This window comes from Brevibacillus sp. 7WMA2, from assembly GCF_010748895.1.
GTDB lineage: Bacteria > Bacillota > Bacilli > Brevibacillales > Brevibacillaceae > Brevibacillus_B > Brevibacillus_B halotolerans.
The window spans coordinates 2200478-2216333 of sequence record NZ_CP048799.1 but is presented as its reverse complement, the minus strand read 5'-3'; the positions used below and the strand labels follow the sequence as shown (position 1 = coordinate 2216333).

The window sequence follows — 15856 nt, the reverse complement described above, 5'->3', positions numbered from 1 at the left end:
CGTGAAGCCTTTTCGCTTCCATATGCAAAAAGTACTTGATTTAAAGGAAAAAGAAACAGAACAAGCACAATGGGCATTTGGTCGATCGGTACAACAAAAACAACAAGAAGAGCAAAAGCTATATCGACTTGTTGATAAGCGAAATACGATGTCCGATTCGCTTGTGGATATGCAACATTCTGCATGCAGCGCATCTGACTTATTAGCCGTAACGAGATTTCAGCAGGTAGTTGACCGCCAGATTGAAACGCAAAAACGTCGCATTATTGGTTGTGATAAAGAAATTGAGCGATGCAAGGAGAAATTGCACTACCATTTGCAAGAATCCAAGCTGTGGTCAACCCTGCGTGATAAAGCTCAAACCAAATATATAGAATGGCAAAACCAAGTAGAACAAAAAGAAATGGATGAGATCGGCACAAATCGATTCCTCCGACAATTGAAGCAGGTGTGAAAGGAGGCGTCTTCATGGAAGAGGAAATCCAGGAGGAACGCGAGTATAACAGGCTAGAGTGGCTCTTATACATCATTGTTATTCCTGCCTTATTTGCTAGTTTGTTAGCTGGAATCTTGGCAAGCCTCCTTGGCTACGATGTCGTGGGAAGCGTAAAAGATTGGCTAAATAACATTCCATATGTAGAAAAGCTGATACCAGACGATACACCAACTAGCCAAACGGTAGAAGGTAGCAAAGAAGATAGCAAAACGGAAGCAAAAAAGGCTCAGGTAAATGAGGAGGCAGCTAAGAGCAAACAGGCTGCTGATCAATTGCAAAAAGAGGTAAGCCAAAAAGATAGCACGATTGCATCTTTACAAAAACAAATCGCGAATCTACAAAAAGCAACGGAAGAAAAGCGCATAGAAGAGGAAGAAAGACAAAAACAGTTTCAGGATTTAGCTAAGATATACAGCACTATGTCGGCTAAAAATGCAGCCGCGATCGTAAGTAATCTTAGCAAGGAGGAAGCCGTTGTTGTTCTTTCCAAAATGAAGACAGACCAACAAGCTCAGCTACTGGCGAAGATGGACCCAAAAAAGGCCGCGGATATTTCTATCCTGCTAAAGGATAATCAAATTTCCAAGGATGATGACATAGCAGCCTTACAACAGCGGGTCCAAATTTTAACGAAAGCCTTAAGTGAAACTAGGGAATCAAGCAAAATAGATGCAGAGAAGTTAATGAAAAGCTTTGAATCTATGAATGCAGGAGATGCATCTAAAATTTTAATCTCACTGTATAAAATTAATTCAGAACGTGCTTTAAGCGTACTGGGACAAGTATCTGACAATAAACGGGGCGAGTTTCTAAGTGAAATTAGCAAGACAAACCCCGAATTAGCAGCGCGCTTGACGAATGCGTTGCCTCGATGAAGTACAAATGTTCTTCATCGTTTACATAGCAACGAAATTATATAGGAGGTGATTAGATGAATATTGGAAACATGCAAGCTGTGATGCCTATGGGACCTGGCGCAACAGGAGCGGCTCCACTAGTAAATGGAGGACAGGCTTCTGTTGCCGGCCAGGAGCAAGGAATTTTTTCTTTGCAATTAGGCTTAGCGGTTGGAGCCTTTACTAACATGTCTGAAGTGGAGTTTCCGGGTCTTTCTGATGAAGATGCAAGTGCTTTGGAGGATCTGATGGCGATGCTTCAGCAGTTGCTAGGAGCCAATCAACAGATGCTCTTGCCACAGGAACAGCAAATCAGCGTAGAGGATGGACAAGCTGAGGAAGCTACTGCCGGCAAGCTTCCAATCATCACACTCACAACGAATGAGGGAAAACAAACCTTACTTCAAGCATTAACAGCACAGGGAATGTCTGCGGAGGATGCTAACAAATTAACTGATTTGTTGCAGAAGCTGCCGTCGATGACTCCTGATCAAGCAAAGGGAGATTATCAAAAATTGCTTGAAACCGTGCAAAAAACGCTGGGACAAATGGGGATTTCCTTACAAAAGGATGGGGCTTTAGAAGAGCAACAATCCGTATTGGCTACTCCTCAATTGAAAAAGCAGTTGATGCCTACTACAGCTAATCGAGTAGAGGTTTCCAACCAAACTCCTACTCATATGCAACCCGTTCGAGTTCATCATGCACTGAGCCAATATGGCCAGGAAGCGGGTATTCAGGTGAAATCGTTCCAAGCTACCATGCAGGAAGCAATCACACCAGTAGCTATGAACCAAGAGAACGTTGATGGAGACGTAGATGCGACCGCTCAACTTCACGTGGAGAACATTTCAGCTACTCCGGTACAAAAGCAATCAACTACAGCACCGGAAATGAGAAGCTTCCCTGTTCGAGCAGAACAGATGCCACAGCAGGTTACGGATATATTTGTCCGTCAGCTAAAAGTAGGAACACTCCAAGGGGTAACGGAAGCAAAGCTAATCCTTTATCCACAGGAGCTAGGTAAAGTTGATGTGCGTATTAGCTCACACAATGGTGTGATTACCGCTCACTTTATTGCCGAATCCAAACATGGCAAAGACATGCTGGATCAACAAATGGCTCAGCTTAGAACCGCTTTTGCTCAGCAGGGGATACAAGTGGATAAGCTGGAAGTAAGCCAACAAAACACTAATTCCACATTCTCATTTGATCAGGACAAGGGAAATGGTGGTCAGCAGGCTCGTGAGCAATCACAGGATCAAGGTACACAGAACGAGCAAGCAGAAGCTTCCTTTGACAGTGTTCTCGATAGCGAGCGTGAAAGCAGTAGAAGGCTAGGAGCATCTCGCGTAGACCTGAACGCATAAAGGGTATAAGGATGGAGGGATAGCTTTGAACCATCATATACGTGTAGGAAGCACCTATTATCCTTCGCGGCTCTCCACTCCTAAGAAGACGGGAGCTTCGCAACCAGCGACTAAGCCATTTGATCAATGGCTTTCTGATTCCTTAACGGCCCAGCAGAGTCAGAGCTCCTCTCCAAAAGCCCTCTCCTTTAGCCAGCATGCAGTACAGAGGATGCGTGAGAGTGGTATTGAGCTGCAACCAGAAGATATGCAGCGGTTGGAGAGTGGGTTTCAAAAGGCGAGGGACAAAGGAGCACGAGAGTCCCTAATCTTGATGGATAATGTCGCCTATGTCGTAAGCATCTCGAATCAAAAGGTAATTACGGCTATGGATGAAAGCCGAATGAAGGAAAATGTATTTACCAATATTGACAGTGCAGTCTTTGTATAAATAGGGCCGGCCCTCATGTAGGAAGCCCACGGGTTGCCAAATGACTGAGGTAATCCATAAATGAAAAAGGGAGGTTTATTGATGATTCGTTCGATGTATTCCGGTGTATCCGGCATGAAGGGTTTTCAAACAAAATTAGATGTAATTGGTAATAATATTGCTAACGTGAATACGGTTGGTTTTAAAAAGAGCCGTGTCATGTTCCAGGATATTTTAAGCCAAAAGGTTGGTAGTGAATCAGGACCATCTGAAACACGCGGTAGTGTTAATCCAAAGCAAATAGGTTTGGGAACCACAGTTGCTGCCATTAACGTTGTTCACTCTGTTGGTAGCCCAATGACCACGAATTTGACATCTGATTTATCTATTGAGGGTGATGGATTCTTCGTGGTTTCGGATGGAGAGAATAAATATCTGACTCGTGCCGGTAACTTTGAACGCGATGTTGAGGGATTTCTTGTTAACCCACAAGGAATGAAGCTACTAGATGAGACTGGACAACCTGTTCAGATTGAGAGAGATAATGTAGTGTCCTATTCAATTGGTTCTGATGGGGTAATCACTACTGTTGGGAACGATCAACAAGTACAAACAGCTGCTACAATAGGTATGGTTACAGTTCCAAATCCAGGGGGATTAGAAAAAGTGGGTGGTTCCCTATTTAAAACGACAGTAGCATCAGGGAACATTGAAATGGAAACGACTACTCCAACAGCGGCTAACTCTAAAATTCTCTCAGGTCAACTTGAAATGTCCAACGTAGACCTAAGTGAAGAGTTCACTGAAATGATTGTTGCACAGCGTGGTTTCCAAGCGAATTCCCGTATTATCACCACTTCCGACACCGTTTTGGAAGAGCTGATTAACCTAAAACGCTAGGTAACAGCTAGTAGTAAGAAGTAATCATCCGCATCACAACGATAAGGCAAGAGGAGGAATAACTCCTCCTCTGCCACCTTTGAAAGGAGTCGTTCGATGATTCGCTTGACCCGTTTTAACGGAAACACCTTTTATTTAAACGCGGTTCATATTGAAGTAGTAGAAGCAACACCAGATACCATTATTACCTTAACCACTGGCAAAAAGTATCTGGTCAAAGAGACAGTCGAAGACATCATTCTTCAAATGAAGCAGTTCTATCAGGAATCGTATTTGGCAAAGACGCTTAAACAACCAGGCGAATCTAGCTAATAACGGGAGGCCGCTATGTTTCAAAATAAATTAGTAAATATGGCACTTATTATTCTAATTGCTATCACTCTATTAGGTGTGGCAGCATTCTTTATGTACATGTACACGTTTGCTCCAGCAAAACAAACGAACGGAGCAGAGGTAGTAAAAGCATTAAATGCAGATGAAATGAAGGAATACTCGGTAGATACCGACGATATTACCACTAACCTCTTAACCAATAACTTCGTGGTAGTACGTTTTAGCATTACAGCAGACGGTAAAGAAGGCAAAGCTGAGCTAGAAAAAAGATTGCCGCAAGTAAAGCAGGTTATTATTAAAAGCTTGGCTGGATTAACTCCAGAGGATCTAAAAGGTACAGAAGGCATTAACAAGCTTGAGGCCAAAGTCCTAAATGATGTGAATTCAATTATGCAAGATGGTAGAATCATTCTTGTTAGCACAACGAACCTAAAAAAGACATAAGAGATGAGAAAAACGATGAGTGGGATGAAACAAAGCGCAAAAGGAGGTGACCGCCATGGCCGAGGTACTTTCACAAGGTGAGATAGACGCGTTATTAGCTGCTCTTTCCTCTGGAGAAATGGATGCTAATGAACTTAAAAAAGAAGATGCCGAGAAAAAAATCAAGGTATATGATTTTAAGCGAGCGCTTCGCTTCTCTAAGGATCAGATCCGCGGACTTACGCGAATTCACGAGAATTATGCCAGACTCTTAACTACCTATTTTTCAGCGCAGCTTCGGACCTTCGTGCAAATTAATGTCGCCTCTGTTGACCAGTTGCCTTACGACGAATTTATCCGATCTATACCGAAGATGACCATCCTAAATATCTTTGAGGCACCGCCTTTAGAAGGTAGAATGGTAATGGAAGTAAATCCAAATATCGCTTATGCGATGTTGGATCGATTATTGGGCGGTCAAGGAATGATCCCAGATAAAATGGGGGCATTGACCGAGATTGAAACGACCGTAATGGAACGCGTCTTCAGCAAGGCGCTAGATAGTTTTCACGAAGCTTGGAAACAAATTATTGAATTAGATCCATATTTGGAAGTTCTGGAAATGAATCCGCAATTTATGCAGATTGTTTCACCTAATGAAATTGTTGCTGTTATTTCCTTTAGCACCAAGATTGGTGATACGACAGGCATGATTAATCTTTGCTTGCCGCACGTGGTATTAGAACCAATCATGCCAAAATTATCAGGGCAATACTGGTTCTCAACACAGCGACGACAACGAGATGAAGCAGAAAGACTGCTTTTAGAAGATCAAGTCAAAACTGCTAAATTGCCGATTTGTGCGGAACTAGGAACAAGCACCATCACCGTACGAGAATTTTTACAACTAACTCAAGGTGATGTCATTCAATTGGACCAAACCATCGATAACAGATTACATATCAAAGTGGGCGATTGCCTGAAATTCTACGGGCAGCCAGGTACATTAAAAGGTAAGGTAGCTGTACAAATCGATGAAGTGATAGAGGAGGGGGAGGAAAACTATGAGTAGAGATATGTTGTCTCAAGATGAGATTGATGCCTTGCTAAAAGCCAACGATAACCTCTCTGAGGAGCCAACACAAGTGGAGAACAGCATCGCCGATGTTGATGAATATCTCTCTCCCTTTGAGCAAGATGCTTTAGGTGAAATCGGTAATATTACGTTTGGCAGTGCAGCAACTGCATTATCTACTCTGCTAAGTCAAAAGGTAGATATTACGACACCAACAGTCTCCATCGTGAAGAGAAGTGAGTTAGTCGATGAATTTCCGCGACCGCATGTTGCGGTGCATGTTGAATATACGGATGGCTTTCAAGGTATCAACATGCTTGTTATTAAGGTAGCAGATGCCTCTGTCATTGCAGATTTAATGATGGGTGGCGATGGTCGAAATAATGCTCTTGAGCTATCAGAAATGCATTTGAGTGCTGTGCAGGAAGCAATGAACCAAATGATGGGCTCCGCCGCAACCTCGATGTCGACTATTTTTAATCAATTAGTGAACATTTCTCCTCCTGGGATTGATATGATGGACCTACAGAATGGGCAAGGAGAAGAAGGATTGCCTAGCGGTGAGGAGCTTGTCAAGATTTCCTTCCAAATTAAGGTTGGAGATCAAGGAGAGCTAATTGATTCTAACATTATGCAGCTTTTACCGATTAATTTTGCCAAACAAATGATTAGTCGTTTGATGGGAAGTGAAGGACCGGAGATGGTTGAGACATCAGCAACAGCTTCTATCATGCATGAAGCGTCCATGGATTTTGGAAAACCAGCAGTAGCTCCGCAAGGAACACCTGCAGCACAAGCACCAATGGCAGCATCAGCACCGCAACAGCCAGTTATGGAACAAACACCTGGTATGCCTATGGGCGCGGCTCCGAGTGGTTATGAACAACAACCACCGCATCCGTATCCGCCGCAACCAGCACCATATGGCTATCCGCCAAATCAAGGGTATGCTCCATATCCGTATCCATACCCGCCATATCCGCAGCCATATGCTCAGGCTCCACAACAGGCTGGGGGAGCGATTAACTCACCGGTAGCGGCAGCGAATGTTCAACCAGCACAATTTGCCCCATTCCAAGGGAATAATGCTGCTCAGTCAGATGAGCAGAACCTAGGGCTGCTATTGGATATTCCACTTCAGGTAACTGTAGAGTTGGGTCGTACAAAAAAACTAATTCGCGATATACTAGAGATGTCTGCTGGTTCTATTATTCAGTTAGACAAATTAGCGGGTGAGCCTGTTGATATATTAGTCAACAACAAGCTGATCGCAAAAGGTGAGGTCGTTGTCATTGACGAAAACTTCGGTGTGCGTGTAACCGATATAATTAGTCAATGGGATCGTGTACAGAAGTTACAATAAGCAGATCTTTAAGGAGGAACAGTAGGATGTCTAACAAAGTGTTAATCGTGGATGACGCAGCATTTATGAGAATGATGGTAAAGGAAATCTTGACGAAAAATGGTTTTACGGTTGTTGGGGAAGCAAGTGATGGTGCCCAAGCAGTTGAGAAGTATAAGGAGTTAGGTCCTGACTTAGTAACAATGGATATTACAATGCCAGAGATGGATGGTATCACAGCTTTGAAGGAAATTCGCAAGCTTGATCCTAATGCTCGTGTTATCATGTGTTCCGCAATGGGACAACAATCTATGGTTATCGATGCTATTCAGGCTGGTGCGAAAGACTTTATCGTAAAACCTTTCCAAGCGGATCGAGTAATCGAAGCCATCAAAAAGACGTTGAGCTAAACGATTATGAATGCAATGAACATTCGTAGTTTGTTCGTGGCAATGTTATTAGTTTTTGCTGTAGTAGCGCCTTCACCAACAGTGAGTTATGCGGAGGCAAAACAGACAGAAGGGTCAGCTTTTGACTGGTTACAGCAGGATGCAAAACAGGGAAAACAAGGGACTGGGGGAGAGTTATCTACGGATTCTCCAGTTCCAAAAAGCCCTAGTATTCTTGGGTATGTGGTCCAAATCGTCTTTTCATTAGCAGTAGTTGTCGGCCTAATCTATCTGTTATTCAAATGGTTAGGAAAGAGACAAGCTGGCGGTTTTCGAGAAAGTGGTCCATTTCGAACTTTAGGAGGCTTTTCTCTTGGAACAGGTAAGTCCATTCAATTGGTGATGATTGGCGACTCGCTTTATGTGTTAGGCGTGGGGGAAAATATTCAGCTTATCCGGCAGATTCCGCCTGGTGATGAGTTGGATGTTATTTTGGCCGATATCGAGAATAAAACAACTCCTGACTGGTCATGGAATAAGCTTGGTCATTTGTTTCAAGCACAATCTAAGACTACATCCACGCACACTCAACAAACAGATGCCTCTTTTGATCAGCTACTGGACGAACAGTGGCGGGAAGTCTCCCATGCGGAGCAACAAAAGAATCAATGGGAACAGAACCGCCGCAAAGGGGATTAGTCATGAACAGATTTTTGCCACTTCTATTCATATGTGCAACGTTTCTTTGTTTGATGACCTATACACAGGTTGCTGAAGCAAGTACATCAGATGCAGCAGGACTTTTAACCAAAATTCCACAGGTAGAGTTTAAGATCGGCGGGGGAGCAGATACTCCTGAGAAAACAGCTTCTACGATTCAACTGCTGTTAATGTTCACGGTCTTAGCCTTAGCACCCAGCATCTTAATTTTAATGACTTGCTTTACGCGTATTGTAGTGGTGTTGTCGTTTGTACGTACGGCTTTAGCTACTCAACAAATGCCACCTAACCAGGTGATTGTGGGTATGGCGTTGTTCTTAACATTCTTCGTCATGGCGCCTACATTTCAAACCATTAACGATACCGCAGTAAAACCATTCATGCAGGGGAAAATTACGGAGCAACAAGCGTTGGATAAAGCAGTTACTCCTCTAAAATCGTTTATGCTAAAGCAGACGAGACAAAAGGATTTAGCGTTATTTTTGCAATACTCGAAGTCTGAAAAACCAAAGTCAATAGAAGATGTATCTTTAGTAGCCTTGGTTCCTGCTTTTGCCATCAGCGAATTAAAAACAGCTTTTCAAATCGGTTTTATGTTGTTTATTCCATTTTTGGTTATCGATATGATTGTGGCTAGTATTTTGATGGGGATGGGGATGATGATGCTCCCGCCTGTCATGATTTCACTACCGTTTAAAATCCTGTTGTTTATCATGGTGGACGGCTGGTATCTCGTTGTGAAATCACTCTTTTTAAGCTTCTAGGAGGCCTGATGAAACATGACATCAGATATGATCTTACAAATTGCGCAATCCTCAGTATATACCATATTGATCGTGCTTGCCCCTATTTTGGGAATTGCGCTGTTAGTCGGGCTAATGGTGAGTATTTTTCAGGCAACAACACAAATTCAAGAACAAACGTTGGCGTTCATTCCCAAGATCGTAGCTGTGTTTCTTTCCTTGCTCATTTTTGGTCCATGGATGCTACGGATTGTCATTGAATTTACAGCAAATATCATGGGTAACCTGTACAGATTTGTGGGGTAGAATATGCAACTGATTGAAACGTTCTTGCCCATGTACCTGCTGGTATTTGTGCGAATTATTTCCTTTGTGGTATCGGCTCCACTATTTACGCAACGCGGTATGCCTAATCAGTTTAAGATTGGCTTCGCTGCTGCTATGGCGTTCATCAGTTTTGCCTATGTACCCATTTTGGATAAAATTCCGCTGGATATCACTTTTGCTGCTTATGTAGTAAAGGAAACGATCGTGGGCTTGTTATTGGGGTTCTTGCTACAGCTCATGTTTTCGGCTGTACGGGTAGCGGGTGGACTCATGGATTTGCAAATGGGTTTAGCTATGGCTAACGTTGTAGATCCGGCTACAGGTGCTTATGTACCAATTTCGGGTCGTTTGAAGGAAATCCTAGCTACCTTATATTTTTTGAGTATTAATGGACATCATTTGATGATTCAGGGCATTCTGAAAAGCTATCAGACCATCCCGATTAGCAAACTCGGAGTCTCGTTTTCTTCTGAAGCATTTGGAGAGTTTATGCTGAAGGCTATTTCGCAGATGTTTTTGAGCGCCTTCATGATGGCAATACCGATTGTTATTGCCTTATTTCTGGTAGACCTCTCTCTTGGTATTGTCGCCAAAACGGTTCCACAATTTAATATTTTTGTGGTAGGTCTTCCATTGAAACTGTTAATTAGCTTTTTAATGCTCATTTTCATCATGCCTGGATTCTTTTTAGTACTTAGTAATTATATTTCCAAGATGTTTCAGGCTATGGCGGAATTGATCTTGATTTTGGGAGGAGCATGATGAGTTATCCACGTTTTTTTGTGACAGTAGACTTGCAATTTTTTAACGGCGAAAAAACAGAAAAAGCAACTCCTCAAAAACGTCAGGATTCTCGCAAAAAAGGGCAGGTTGCCAAAAGTTCAGATTTGGCCCCCGCTTTTATGATCAGCTCCGTATTTTTTCTGTTGATGATCGCTGGCTCTTGGATGTTAGGCATCTTTGAAGGCATTCTACGCGAATCGTTGGGCAGTTATGCGACCTGGGAAGTAAATGCTGAAAATCTTCAGGTGATTACCCTGCAGGTCGTCAAGGAGGCAGCCAAGATTCTGGGTATGGTGTTTGGCGTCTGCATGTTGGTCGCGTTAGTGGTCAACTATTTGCAAGTCGGGGTGCTTTTCTCCTTAGAACCAATTCAATTTAAACTAGAAAAATTAAATCCAATCGAAGGCTTTAAGAAAATTTTTTCGATGCGGACTCTTGTTGAATTGTTTAAGTCTATTTTAAAGATTACAGCAGGAATGATTGTTGTTTACATGATTTTATGGGACATCAAGGATAAGATTCCACGGCTTTCCTTTTCCACAATCGAAGCAGTGCTAGAGTTTACAGGCTGGCAGGTCGTGAAGCTGGGGATTTCAGTCGGAATGCTGTTGGTTATCTTAGGATTCCTTGATTATCTATATCAACGCTACGAATATGAAAAGAATCTACGCATGTCCAAACAAGACATTAAAGATGAACATAAAAAAATGGAGGGTGACCCCCTCATCAAAAGTAAAATTAAAGAACGCCAAAGACAGATGGCCATGCGCCGCATGATGCAGGAAGTTCCTAACGCAGATGTCATTATTACCAACCCGACTCACTTTGCGGTAGCGATTAAGTATGATTCTGCTGAAATGATGGCGCCGACGGTGATTGCTAAAGGTCAGGATTTTTTAGCTTTGAAAATCCGAGAAATCGCCAAAAAGAACCGCGTAGTTACAATGGAGAACAAACCACTTGCGAGGGCATTGTACGCAAAGGTGGAGGTTGGTCAAACCATTCCAGAGGAACTGTTCAAAGCGGTAGCAGAGGTATTGGCCTATGTCTATAAACTTCAAGGTAAAGTGAAACGATGAAAGGAGGAGACGAGATGGGTGCAAAACAGTTGGGCATGATCATCTTCGTGTTAAGCATTGTCGTAATGATGGTAATCCCTTTACCATCCGGATTGTTAGATATGCTACTAATTGTTAATATATCGTTGGCCCTGGTTATCCTGCTCGTCTCGATGTATACCAAAGAGGCTCTGGAATTTTCCATCTTTCCTACATTATTGCTATTAACAACACTATTCCGGTTGGCTCTAAACGTTTCAACTACCCGTAACATCTTATCTACAGGTCAGGGTGGTACAGTTATCGAAGCGTTTGGAGATTTCGTAGTAGGTGGTAACGCTGTTATCGGTTTTGTTGTATTCCTAATCTTGATCATCATCCAGTTCATCGTTATCACGAAAGGTTCGGAACGTGTAGCGGAAGTTGCTGCTCGTTTTACATTAGATGCGATGCCAGGGAAGCAAATGAGTATTGATGCAGACCTAAATGCAGGAATGATTAGTGAACAAGATGCGAGACAGCGACGTCGTAAAATTGAACGAGAAGCAGACTTTTACGGCTCCATGGACGGGGCGAGTAAATTCGTAAAAGGGGATGCTATCGCAGGTATCGTTATCTTTATCGTCAATATTATTGGCGGTTTTATTATCGGGGTAGCTATACATAAATTAAGCTTTATGGAAGCTTTAAGTACCTTTACACTACTTTCGATCGGTGATGCCTTAGTAAGCCAGATTCCCGCGCTTCTGATTTCGACAGCAACAGGTATTATTGTAACACGTGCATCTTCGGAAGGCGGTTTAGGGGAAGATATCACAGAACAATTGTTCGCACACCCTAAATTGCTGTATGTGGTTGCTGCAGCGATGCTATTACTCGGATTGTTAACACCAATCAGCTTGCTTCCTACGGCTATCGTAGCAGTCATTTTATGTATTGCGGCAACGAGATTAACCAAACAGCAGAAAAGCGAATTGGCCGAATCCTTTACACAGGAAGAAGAGCAGCAGCTTGAGGAAGTTCGAAGTCCAGAGAGTGTGGTTAATCTTCTACAGGTTGATCCGATTGAGTTTGAATTTGGCTATGGGTTAATTCCGTTAGCGGATACGAAGCAGGGTGGAGATTTACTCGATCGAGTCATTATGATCCGTCGCCAGTGCGCCCTTGAATTAGGACTAGTTGTTCCTGTTATCCGTATTCGGGATAACATTCAACTGAAGCCGAATGAATACATCATCAAAATCAAAGGCAACGTGATTGCTACGGGTGAGATTTTAATGGATCACTATCTGGCAATGAGTCCTGGATTTGAGGATGAATCTGTGGAGGGTATCCCTACGATGGAACCGGCGTTTGGCCTACCAGCTCTTTGGGTTTCTGAGGAAAATAAAGAGATGGCTGAGCTATCTGGCTATACGGTTGTCGATCCGCCATCCGTAGTTGCTACCCATCTAACAGAGATTATTAAACGCCACGCTCATGAATTACTCGGACGTCAGGAGACACGAGCGTTAATTGATAACATACGTGAAACAGCACCAGTGTTAGTAGATGAATTAATCCCATCCTTGCTTTCAATTGGTGACGTTCAGAAGGTTCTACAGAAACTATTAAAAGAAAAAATTTCGATTCGTAATCTTCCAATCATTTTGGAAGCATTGGCTGATCATGCTATGTTCTCTAAGGACCCAGAGGTATTGACTGAATATGTGAGACAGGCATTAGCTAGACAAATTACTTTACAGTTTACACAGCCTGGAGAACCGCTCCGAGTCATTACGGCAGGTCCAAGTTTGGAAAAAACCATCTCCGAGAGTGTTGAGCAATCTGAACAAGGCAGTTACCTAGCTATGGACCCGGATACCTCTCAACGCATCTACCAAAGTGTATCTGAGCAAGTAAATCGTATGGTAAATATGGGTCAACAGCCTGTTATTCTATCTTCTCCTATGACTCGCATGTATTTGCGACAATTGATGGAGCGCATGTTGCCTGACATTCCTGTTCTGTCGTACAGTGAATTAGAGCCTCATGTTGAAGTGCAGAGTGTAGGAGTGGTGAATGTATAATGAAAGTCAAACGATACTTGGTTGAATCAATGCCAGAGGCCTTAGAAAAGATTCGTGTCGAACTCGGGAAAGATGCTGTCATTTTAAATACGAAGCAAGTTAAGACAGGCGGCTTCATGGGGCTGTTTAAAAAACAGCAAATCGAAGTGATCGCAGCAGCGGAAACCAAGGAAGAAAAGCAGGCTCCAGCAAAGCCTGCTACTTCCGTTCCTAAACTGGATAGGCAAGAGACTGTGAACTCATTGGTAGGCAAGCAAGGGTATCAAGCGCCTAAAAACAATGAGCAACCCTCTGTTGGACAGAGTCCCAAGGTTATCCAAACAGCTTCTCAGCCCAACACAGCTCCTCACGCAAGTCCAAAAGAGGAGCTATTGGTAACTCCAGCACAAAATGGAGATGCCGTGCAGCCAGAGGGGCAACCCAAGTCATTGGCAGGAGCGCTTGCAGCCATCCGTTATCAACAAACAATAAACACCTTTACAGATTCTAATCCACAAGCGAGTACAGGATTACCGAAGTCAACTCCAGTTCAAACTCCGCTAGTGCGGAAGCGAGAGGAAGACACGGGACTCATAGCAACATCAGTAGAGGTGACCTCTACTCCTAGCGTAGAAGAGTCTTCGTTGCCAGATCATTCTCAGAGCTTGGCATCCTCTTTATCCATGAATCAGACTGGGACTTCTGTTTCTACAGAAAAAGCGCATCAAGAGAAACGACTTGATCAAGCAACAGGTATGCAAGAATATCGGGATATGATTGGGGAGCTAAAAGATATGAGAGTAATGCTCCACAAGCTCTTGTTTGCTAAACAGGCCAGTGAGCAATTACCTCCATCCCTTACCGAATGGCGAGAGAAGCTTTTACATAATGAAATGCAAGAAAGCACCATTGCTACACTATTGCATGATATTTTGCTAGAGCTATCTGATCCATATCATGCTACCCAAGAAGAAGTAGACAGCTTGATGAGACAAAGGATAGCCGAACGAATCGCTAAGCATGTACCTGATGAAACCAAAACAAAGAATCCTAAAAAATATCTATTCTTTTTTGGACCAACAGGAGTGGGTAAAACCACGACAATTGCCAAGCTGGCAGCATGGCATATGTTAAAGGAAAAACGAAAGGTAGGGTTTATTACGGCCGATACCTATCGAATTGCAGCAGTAGAGCAGTTAAAGACATACGCCAATATCTTAAATGTACCATTAGAAGTCGTTTTCTCTGCAAATGAAATGGAGAATGCCTTGGACAAAATGCAGGGCTATGATCTGATTTTCATTGACACAGCGGGACGTAACTATCGAAATGATGAATTTGTAAGCAAAATAAAAGAGTATTTACAATGGGAAGAAATGAGCGAGCATTTACTAGTCATGAGTCTAACCTCCAAATTTGCGGACATGCAGGCAATCATGGAGCAGTTTAAGAACGTGCCTATCTCGCAGGTTATTTTAACAAAGGCTGACGAAACACTACATTATGGACCCATCTTGTCGTTACTTGAGCAATTTGATCTTCCTCTTTCTTATTTGACTACAGGACAAAATGTTCCTGACGATATTGAAGTCATCACAACGGAGAAACTGACCAAGTTGATCGTGGGGGAAGAGGCATATGCATGATCAAGCTCAAAAGCTGCGAGAACAGTTTCAACGGAAGAAGCAAGCGTATGAAGCAAAGATAGAGACGCGCAAAACGCGACTCGTAGCCGTTACTAGCGGAAAGGGTGGCGTTGGTAAATCAAATGTCACGCTTAATTTAGCCCTAGGTCTCATGGAGCAAGGCAAGAAGGTTCTTGTATTTGATGTTGATCTAGGCTTAGCTAATCTTGACGTTTTAATGGGGGTTACTCCTAAGAAACACTTATTTCATCTTCTTGAAGCAGACCATACTGTATGGGACATCATTGAAAAAGGTCCTAAAGGTCTGGAATTCATTGCAGGTGGCTCAGGCTTTAGCGAAATGTCTCGACTCCAAGATTGGGAATTGAGCAAGGTTTTTGATGAATTGGGAAAATTACAAGGTTATGCCGATATTATCCTTTTTGATACAGGGGCTGGACTTAGCAAAGAATCTTTGCAATTTCTAATGGCATCTGATGAAATTTTGCTGGTGACCACACCTGAGCCACCAGCTATCACGGATGCATATGCCATGATGAAGATGGTTCATTTGCAAAAACCTGATGCTAACATCAAGTTAATAATAAATCGTACTTCAACAACACGGGAAGGTCAGCAAACCGCTGATAAGCTGATTACAGTAGCCCAACGTTTTTTGGAATTTCCTATAGGAGTACTTGGAATATTGCCAGACGACCCGTATGTTTCAAAGGCAGTAAAGCAGCAGCACCCCCTTTTACTCGTTTATCCACAGTCTCAGATGGCAAAAGGCATTCGCCAACTGGCTGCAAAATATACTGCCCAGCTCAACCCTTCTTCAATAGATCAGGAAGAGCAAGGTGGATTTAAAGGATTTCTAGCTAAATTAAGAAAGTGGATGTAAACAGATGGTGTAAAC

The 15856-nt window shown here is 42.9% G+C and carries 18 protein-coding genes; all 18 read left to right on the top strand.

The window, feature by feature from the left end; genetic code table 11:
- Position 1 precedes the first annotated feature (1 nt).
- Positions 2-454 (top strand): flagellar export protein FliJ, encoded by a 453-nt coding sequence (gene fliJ / locus GOP56_RS08625; protein ID WP_003336911.1) that lies wholly within the window; start codon positions 2-4, stop codon positions 452-454.
- A gap of 14 nt (positions 455-468) precedes the next feature.
- A complete protein-coding gene (locus tag GOP56_RS08620; protein WP_003336912.1) occupies positions 469-1371 on the top strand; it encodes a MotE family protein in 903 nt (300 codons plus the stop codon).
- A gap of 56 nt (positions 1372-1427) precedes the next feature.
- Positions 1428-2762 (top strand): flagellar hook-length control protein FliK, encoded by a 1335-nt coding sequence (locus tag GOP56_RS08615; protein ID WP_163245382.1) that lies wholly within the window; start codon positions 1428-1430, stop codon positions 2760-2762.
- A 25-nt stretch (positions 2763-2787) separates the two neighbouring features.
- Positions 2788-3192 (top strand): TIGR02530 family flagellar biosynthesis protein, encoded by a 405-nt coding sequence (locus tag GOP56_RS08610; RefSeq protein WP_003336915.1) that lies wholly within the window; start codon positions 2788-2790, stop codon positions 3190-3192.
- Between the two features lie 81 nt (positions 3193-3273).
- Positions 3274-4071, top strand: coding sequence for a flagellar basal body rod protein FlgG (gene flgG / locus GOP56_RS08605; protein ID WP_003341384.1), 798 nt, complete (start codon positions 3274-3276; stop codon positions 4069-4071).
- Positions 4072-4167: 96 nt separating this feature from the next.
- Positions 4168-4383, top strand: coding sequence for a flagellar FlbD family protein (locus tag GOP56_RS08600; RefSeq protein ID WP_003336917.1), 216 nt, complete (start codon positions 4168-4170; stop codon positions 4381-4383).
- A 15-nt stretch (positions 4384-4398) separates the two neighbouring features.
- Complete coding sequence (locus tag GOP56_RS08595) at positions 4399-4848, top strand: flagellar basal body-associated FliL family protein (protein ID WP_003336918.1); 450 nt, start codon at positions 4399-4401, stop codon at positions 4846-4848.
- Positions 4849-4903: 55 nt separating this feature from the next.
- Positions 4904-5899 carry a flagellar motor switch protein FliM gene (fliM, locus tag GOP56_RS08590; protein ID WP_003336919.1) on the top strand — a complete coding sequence of 332 codons (996 nt, stop codon included), beginning with the start codon at positions 4904-4906 and terminating at the stop codon, positions 5897-5899.
- Entirely contained in the window at positions 5892-7265 is a 1374-nt protein-coding gene (gene fliY, locus GOP56_RS08585) for a flagellar motor switch phosphatase FliY (RefSeq protein ID WP_022584398.1), read from the top strand. Before fliM ends, fliY begins: the two co-directional genes overlap by 8 nt.
- Before the next feature lie 26 nt (positions 7266-7291).
- Entirely contained in the window at positions 7292-7654 is a 363-nt protein-coding gene (locus GOP56_RS08580; RefSeq protein ID WP_003336921.1) for a response regulator, read from the top strand.
- 6 nt (positions 7655-7660) lie between these two features.
- Positions 7661-8332 (top strand): flagellar biosynthetic protein FliO, encoded by a 672-nt coding sequence (locus tag GOP56_RS08575; RefSeq protein WP_003336922.1) that lies wholly within the window; start codon positions 7661-7663, stop codon positions 8330-8332.
- 2 nt (positions 8333-8334) lie between these two features.
- Positions 8335-9117: a flagellar type III secretion system pore protein FliP gene (gene fliP / locus GOP56_RS08570; protein WP_121474746.1), complete on the top strand. Its 783-nt coding sequence runs from the start codon at positions 8335-8337 to the stop codon at positions 9115-9117.
- 15 nt (positions 9118-9132) lie between these two features.
- Positions 9133-9402, top strand: a complete 270-nt coding sequence (gene fliQ, locus GOP56_RS08565; RefSeq protein ID WP_003336924.1) for a flagellar biosynthesis protein FliQ — start codon at positions 9133-9135, stop codon at positions 9400-9402.
- A 3-nt stretch (positions 9403-9405) separates the two neighbouring features.
- Positions 9406-10185, top strand: a complete 780-nt coding sequence (fliR, locus tag GOP56_RS08560) for a flagellar biosynthetic protein FliR (protein WP_003336925.1) — start codon at positions 9406-9408, stop codon at positions 10183-10185.
- A complete protein-coding gene (gene flhB, locus GOP56_RS08555; RefSeq protein WP_003336926.1) occupies positions 10185-11285 on the top strand; it encodes a flagellar biosynthesis protein FlhB in 1101 nt (366 codons plus the stop codon). Before fliR ends, flhB begins: the two co-directional genes overlap by 1 nt.
- Positions 11286-11299: 14 nt before the next feature.
- Positions 11300-13333 carry a flagellar biosynthesis protein FlhA gene (flhA, locus tag GOP56_RS08550; protein ID WP_003341371.1) on the top strand — a complete coding sequence of 678 codons (2034 nt, stop codon included), beginning with the start codon at positions 11300-11302 and terminating at the stop codon, positions 13331-13333.
- Positions 13333-14958, top strand: coding sequence for a flagellar biosynthesis GTPase FlhF (gene flhF, locus GOP56_RS08545; RefSeq protein WP_163245381.1), 1626 nt, complete (start codon positions 13333-13335; stop codon positions 14956-14958). The genes flhA and flhF overlap by 1 nt, the downstream gene beginning before the upstream one ends.
- Complete coding sequence (locus GOP56_RS08540; protein ID WP_163245380.1) at positions 14951-15841, top strand: MinD/ParA family protein; 891 nt, start codon at positions 14951-14953, stop codon at positions 15839-15841. Before flhF ends, GOP56_RS08540 begins: the two co-directional genes overlap by 8 nt.
- Positions 15842-15856 lie beyond the last annotated feature (15 nt).